The sequence below is a fragment of the Gemmatimonadota bacterium genome (assembly GCA_009838645.1).
GTDB lineage: Bacteria > JAAXHH01 > JAAXHH01 > JAAXHH01 > JAAXHH01 > JAAXHH01.
Map to the genome: position 1 here is coordinate 1 of VXRC01000019.1, position 6,012 is coordinate 6,012.

The 6,012-nt window shown below is 61.7% G+C and carries 7 protein-coding genes; 3 read left to right on the plus strand and 4 right to left on the minus strand.

From position 1 onward, the window contains the following. Positions 1–134: 134 nt before the first annotated feature. Positions 135–317: a type II toxin-antitoxin system HicB family antitoxin gene (locus tag F4Y38_05950; GenBank protein MXY48829.1), complete on the minus strand. Its 183-nt coding sequence runs from the start codon at positions 315–317 to the stop codon at positions 135–137. A gap of 284 nt (positions 318–601) precedes the next feature. On the opposite strand from F4Y38_05950, the gene F4Y38_05955 reads away from it, so the two are divergent. After that, a complete protein-coding gene (locus F4Y38_05955; GenBank protein ID MXY48830.1) occupies positions 602–943 on the plus strand; it encodes a cupin domain-containing protein in 342 nt (113 codons plus the stop codon). 82 nt (positions 944–1,025) lie between these two features. On the opposite strand, the gene F4Y38_05960 is transcribed toward F4Y38_05955, so the two are convergent. The 3 genes from F4Y38_05960 to trpS form a co-directional block, all read right to left on the minus strand. Then, entirely contained in the window at positions 1,026–1,985 is a 960-nt protein-coding gene (locus F4Y38_05960) for an ion transporter (protein MXY48831.1), read from the minus strand. A 65-nt stretch (positions 1,986–2,050) separates the two neighbouring features. Then, entirely contained in the window at positions 2,051–3,190 is a 1,140-nt protein-coding gene (locus F4Y38_05965; protein MXY48832.1) for a TonB C-terminal domain-containing protein, read from the minus strand. A 120-nt stretch (positions 3,191–3,310) separates the two neighbouring features. After that, positions 3,311–4,354: a tryptophan--tRNA ligase gene (gene trpS, locus F4Y38_05970; protein ID MXY48833.1), complete on the minus strand. Its 1,044-nt coding sequence runs from the start codon at positions 4,352–4,354 to the stop codon at positions 3,311–3,313. A gap of 351 nt (positions 4,355–4,705) precedes the next feature. On the opposite strand from trpS, the gene larE reads away from it, so the two are divergent. Together larE and F4Y38_05980 are read left to right on the plus strand one after the other, a co-directional pair. After that, positions 4,706–5,488, plus strand: coding sequence for an ATP-dependent sacrificial sulfur transferase LarE (gene larE, locus F4Y38_05975; protein MXY48834.1), 783 nt, complete (start codon positions 4,706–4,708; stop codon positions 5,486–5,488). Between the two features lie 95 nt (positions 5,489–5,583). Beyond that, positions 5,584–5,934: a hypothetical protein gene (locus F4Y38_05980; protein MXY48835.1), complete on the plus strand. Its 351-nt coding sequence runs from the start codon at positions 5,584–5,586 to the stop codon at positions 5,932–5,934. Positions 5,935–6,012 lie beyond the last annotated feature (78 nt).

The following is a 6,012-nucleotide window of genomic DNA, read 5'->3' on the forward strand; positions in this document are numbered from 1 at the left end:
GGCATGGGGTGCAGTCGTTGATAGAGGGTGTTACGCGAATTACCAGATTTGCGAGGGCGCTCGAATGTCCATACTGGTTTACTCAAATAACGTCCGAGACAGACCGGATTGGCGGATGATCGATCGTAGAGTACCTAATGGAGACGACGGTTTAGTTCATCACCCGAAGCTGTTTCGCAGAACAACTCAAGGGCTTCCTTCAAGTTTTCACGGGCTTCGGTCACGCTAGAACCTTGACTGGCGATATCCAGTTCGGGACATAAAGCGACGTAACCATCGCCTTCCCGCTCTATAATCGCCGTCCATAATCTAGCCATCAGGACCTCCACGGTTTAGGATCGGACGTCTCGACTCCATGAGCAGGACAGATCGGTACAGTGACAGTACCAGGCCGACCTGTAGTCTCCTGGATAAAGTTAATGGGGTGTTCGGTGGGTGTCAACGGCGGCCCAAGTTACAGAGTGCCTGGTTCTAATCCGTGGCAATGAGCAGATCACTTCGGTATCTTAGTAGATGGTCTCGTGCTACGTCCTGACTTTAATACTCTTTATGCATGCTGGCGTCAACTCGGCGTTTAAGCTGATCCACGTGGATGGGAAATATGCAAAGACACACCTGCAAGCGCATCACCCCCGCGGAAGTCGCCGCGAAGATTCCCGCCCCGAACGGAGACCGGTTTCACGTCGCCCTGGAGCGCGGCGAGTTGCAGATCGAGCTGTACATCCCCCGGGGTGTGGACGATCAAAAACCCCACAGCCGTGACGAGTGCTACGTGATCGTCGAAGGGCAGGGGAAGTTCGAAATGGGGGGAGAGGTTGTGCCTTTCGAGGCCGGCGATTTCTTTTTCGTGCCGGCGAAGGTTGAGCACCGGTTTCTGGACTTCGGCGAGTCGATGACCACGTGGGTCATCTTCTACGGACCGGAAGGCGGCGAGCAGATCTGAATGCCGGGCCTCGCCGGCACGCGTCAGCCCTCGCCGGCACGCGTCAACCCTCGCCGGCACGCGTCAGGCCTCGCCAATCAAATCACCCATCCCCGCTGTCCCCATCCGCCCGCCCGCGCAGAGACTTGAGCCGTCTCGACAGTTTCTGGATCTCTTCCTCGATCAACCCGATTTCATCCCCCACGCTGATCCGGCCGTCCCGCTCCAGGTGCCTGCGCCTTTCCTCCGACTCCCGGTCGGCCTGGGCTTCGGACATGGAGTTGATGATGACCCCGATGAAGAGGTTCAGCATGATCATGGTGCCGAGCATCACGAAGGAAACGAAGAAGGCGGCGCCGAGGAAGGGCATGGCCCGGGAGGCTTCGCGGAGGTGGGCCTGGGCGAAATCCGCATAGTTGGGGTAGGCGTCGCTGCCGTACATCTGGATATACATCACGTCGGTCCAGTCCTCCAGGGTCACGACCCGGAAGAGGGTCAGCAGCGCCGTCGCCAGGTCCTGGAAGTGCACCGGATCGTTGCCGCGGAAGAGGTAGACGCCCAGCACCGCGTAGACGTAGAACAACACGGCCAGCAGCAGGCCGACGTATCCCAGCGACGTGACCGACTTGAGCAGCGAGTTGACCAGCAACTGCAGTTTCGGCACCGCGGTCACCAGCCGCAGCGCCCGGAGCACCCGGGCCAGGCGCAGCACCGCCGCGTACTGTCCTCCAGCGGGCATCAGGCAGGCCACCACGATGAGAAAATCGAACACGTTCCAGCGGTCGCCGAAGTAACGGTACCAGTGACGGCCGTGGCGCGCCATCTTCAGCACGGCTTCCACGATGAAGAACAGCAGGACCAGCTGGTCGAGCCGGTGCAGCCAGACGCCGTACCGGGCCACCATTTCCCGCGAGGTTTCCAGTCCTACCAGGATGGCGGCCGCCGTGATCACCCCGAGTACGGTGTGCTGAAACGCCTTCGAATCGACCAGTCTACCGATTTGTTCCGTCAATGTCCTACTTCCCCCGGATTTTCGTTCGGGTTCATACAGTTTTGCATTCATTCACCCAATCAGTCCGCACTGTATATACAAAGAGTATACCAGGCAGGGGAAACACAGTGGTGTCTCTACCTCGCACGCAGGATCTGGTAGTAGAAGGTGCCGGTGATTTCCAGGAATGGATGGAGGAAATCGGCGGGAAGCGGCGGGAAGGGGCTGGCCGACTCGATGGCGTTGCGGCTCGAGGCCACGAGGGACTGGTAGGGGATGTCGTTGTCCCGGTAGGACAGGACCTCGAGGTCGCGCAGCGCGCCGTCGGGCATGATCTTGAACCTGATGATGACCCGCCCGCTCACCAGGCCGAGGTTGAAGGCCTCCGGGGCGAACCAGCGCCGCCTCACCCTTTCGCGGAGGATGTACAGGTAAGGCGCGTAATCCCAGGCGTAGGTGCTGAGCGAGAAATCGCCGTAATCCCTGACCGAAGTGTGGCGGTTGTCCGTCCTGGGTACCCGCGGTCCGGTACTCCCGAATCCGAATCCGAAACGCCTGTGCCGTTCGTACGAGGGTTGCCGGGTTTCCTGGGCTAGCTCGTTCAGATCGTCCTGGGGAATGAAGACCGGGGCCTCCGGACCGGTAGGCCGGGGCGCCGAAGCGATAATCTCCCCTTCCATCCCGCCTTCACCGCGGCCTGCCCGTCCGCCCCTGCCCCGGTATTCGGGCCGGATGATCATGTCCGAGGTCCACATCGGCGGGTCTTCCAGTTCCGTGAAGTCCTCGATGCCGCCCTCCCGGGGGGTGAGCGGGACGCCGCCGGCGAAGGGGTCGTGCTGCTGTTCTTCCTCTTCCTCGGAATCCTCCATCGTCCTGATCTCCAGGTCGCCTTCCGAATAGGCCGCTCCCTCGGGCAGCTCCGTGTCCTCCAGCAGGTCTCTCGCGACGGCGTTCTTGTCCGCCACGTCGGCGTCGGGGTCGTCCGGCGGTTCCTCCACGCGGGCCTCTTCCGGCACGTCGACCAGGGTCGGCGGATTCTGCATTTCCATGTAGGCCTGTTCGAGCTGCTCCAGCCGCTCATAGGGCGCGAGGGTGAGCTCGATCATGTTCTTGTCTTCGAGCAGACCGGTGGCCAGGAGTACCATCAGGGAGAGGCTATGGAGCATTCCCGCGACTACGAAGGCGACCAGCAGGTACTTGGCCGTATTGCGGCGAAAGGTTACGGTCCGTCCCAGGAGCCGGGAATGGTGGGCGTATTCTTTCGAGTAAATATCCATGCATGATTCTTATGGGCGGGGAGGATTTACAAATACGTTGTAATGAACGCGGAGAAGGCCGAGGGGTTCCATTAGGTGTAGATACATTGTGTCTACAAGTATCTTCCGGTTACTGCCGGCCTACCTCAAACCCAGGTTTTCCCGGACCTCCGTCATGGTGTCCGATGTCAGCGTCCTTACGCGGTCGGCGCCCGCGGCGAGGGCGTCACGCACGTCGTCGGGCCGGGCGGTCAGGTCTTCGTACTTCTCCTGGATCGGCGACATGGCGGTTTCCATGTTGTCGCCCAGCTTCTTCTTGCAGTCGACGCAGCCGATGCCCGCGCTCCGGCATTCCGTGTCGATGGCCTCCACTTCGTCGGGACTGGAGAAGGACTTGTGCAGCGTGAAGATGTTGCAGATGTCCGGATTGCCGGGGTCCGATCTCCTCAGCCGGTTCGGGTCCGTATAGGCGGTGCTGAGCTTCTTCCTGACCGTATCGCTCCGGTCCTTCATCGCGATGTAGTTGTCCTGACTCTTGCTCATCTTGGACTGGCCGTCCAGGCCGAGGATGCGCGGCGCGGGACTGTAGAGCGTCCTGGCCTCGGGGAACACCGGTCCGTACAGGTGGTTGAACCGCCGGGCGATCTCGCGCGTCAGCTCGAGGTGCTGGGACTGGTCGTCGCCCACGGGCACGCCGTCGGCCTTCACGCCCAGGATGTCCGCCGCCTGGAGCACGGGGTAGGTGAACAGGCCCGCGTTGATGTTCTGCTTGTGCTGGGCGGCCTTGTCCTTGAACTGGGTCATCCGTTCCAGGGCGCCCAGCGCGGTGACCGTACTGAAGATCCAGGCCAGCTCCATGGTCTCGGATACGTGGGACTGCACGAAGAAGGTGCAGCGTTCCGGGTCGAGACCGCAGGCGATGCCCATGGTGGCCGTGTCCAGCACGGCGTCCCGCATGGTCTCCGGGTCGTATTCGATGGTGATGGCGTGGTAGTCCACGACGCAGTAGATGCAGTCGTACTTTGGGATGAGCTTGGCCCAGTTGGCCACGGCGCCCAGGTAGTTCCCGATGTGGATGTCGCCGGTGGGCTGGATGCCGCTGTACAGCCGGGTCGGTTCGCTCGATCCGTTTTCCGAACCATTGCCCGCCGACGCGATGGACTGCGTTCTTTCGTCCAGGTTCATGCCTGATCATGCTCCTTCGCGTGACTGCAGGGACGCAGGGATGCAAGGACCTACCGGCCCCTTCGTTCACGGCGATTTACCGCAAAAAACCGTTGTCTCGAATCCGTATCCGCCCTATCTTTAACTTACTAAAAACAGACGTGTTAAATTGCGGCGGAACCCCCCTTCTGTCAAGCGAAATCATGGTGGGCGTTCCCTAGCCGGCGCGTGCCGTGAAGGCGTTTCCACTGAGATCGATACCGGTGCTCGCCTTCCGTTAAACCGGGTTCTATAGGGGAGCAGGACGTGAGCCGGAACCAGGCCTCCACGCTGGACGAAAAGTACCAATCGCTCCGGGATGATCTGCGCGCCATGGGCAGCGTCCTGGTGGCCTACTCCGCCGGCGTGGACAGCACGCTGCTGCTGAAGGTGGCCTCAGACGTGTTGGAGGACCGCGCCCTGGGCGTAACCGGCGTGTCCGAGTCTCTGCCCGAAGAGGAGAGGAACGAGGCCGCCGAACTGGCCGAATGGATGGGCGCCCGCCACCGCTACGTGGACACGGAGGAAATCCACAACGCGGAGTACATGCAGAACAACCCGCGAAGGTGTTATTTCTGCCGGGATGAACTGTACAACCGCCTCAAGGTAATCGCCCGGGAAGAGGACGCCGCCTTCATCTGCGAAGGCAGCATCGTGGACGACATCAGCGATTTCCGGCCCGGCATGCTGGCCATCCGGGAACACGGCGTGCGCAGCCCGTTGAAGGACGCCGGCTTCACCAAGGCCGACGTCCGCGCATTGTCGGAGAAGCTCGGACTGCCCACTGCGGACAAGCCGTCCCTGGCCTGCCTGTCGTCCCGCTTCCCATACGGCGACCCGATCACGATCGAAGCACTCGAACAGGTCGGCCGGGCCGAAGCCTTCATCCGTAGCCTGGGTCTGCGGCAGTTCCGGGTGCGGCACCACCGAAACATGGCCCGCATCGAGACGGAGCGCGCCGATCTCGCGAAGGTAATCGAGCACCACGACGAGATCGCGGCGTACTTGAAGGAAATCGGCTACGACTACGTCACGCTGGACCTGGAAGGATACCGCACCGGAAGCATGAACGAGGTGCTTAAAAAAGGGAAAGCGGCGTCCGCCGGGACCCCGTGACTCCGAGGCCGGCGCACGCCGGAGCACCGTGATTCCGGGATCTGCGCCCGCCGGAGCGCGCGACCCGAGAAGCGCCTGACACGAAAGGATCGATCATGTCTGACTTCGACCCCGCTGCCTACGGATCCGTTTTCGCGGAACTGCTCAAGACGCCCCGCATCATGGCGCTGGACCCGGGCGAGGAAAACCGTTCGGCGAAAGCGGGCCTGGAAGCCCTGGACCTGGACGAGGCTTTCGCACCGAACCGCATCAGTGACCGGATGATGGCCGAGGGATGCCGATCCGCCCTGTGGCTGTACCACGACTTCCTGGTTACCTCGCACACCATCAGCCAGCAGATCACCACGCCCACGGGAAGCTACTGGCACGGCATCATGCACCGCCGCGAACCGGACTATCCCAACGGGAAGTACTGGTTCGGCCGCGTCGGCGCACACCAAATATAAACACAGCAGAGAGACGACGCGGCGACCAACGCCTACGGAACGGACCATCTGCCCGCCGAGGCGTAGTACCTAATGTAC

What these genes read in the sequence shown, in the direction of transcription:
- trpS (MXY48833.1), bottom strand. Translation starts at nt 4,354, where the DNA reads ATGAACCTGGACGAAAGAACGCAGTCCATCGCGTCGGCGGGCAATGGT.
- F4Y38_05960 (MXY48831.1), bottom strand. Translation starts at nt 1,985, where the DNA reads ATGAATGCAAAACTGTATGAACCCGAACGAAAATCCGGGGGAAGTAGG.
- larE (MXY48834.1), top strand. Translation starts at nt 4,706, where the DNA reads ATGGGCAGCGTCCTGGTGGCCTACTCCGCCGGCGTGGACAGCACGCTG.
- F4Y38_05955 (MXY48830.1), top strand. Translation starts at nt 602, where the DNA reads ATGCAAAGACACACCTGCAAGCGCATCACCCCCGCGGAAGTCGCCGCG.
- F4Y38_05965 (MXY48832.1), bottom strand. Translation starts at nt 3,190, where the DNA reads ATGGATATTTACTCGAAAGAATACGCCCACCATTCCCGGCTCCTGGGA.
- F4Y38_05950 (MXY48829.1), bottom strand. Translation starts at nt 317, where the DNA reads ATGGCTAGATTATGGACGGCGATTATAGAGCGGGAAGGCGATGGTTAC.
- F4Y38_05980 (MXY48835.1), top strand. Translation starts at nt 5,584, where the DNA reads ATGTCTGACTTCGACCCCGCTGCCTACGGATCCGTTTTCGCGGAACTG.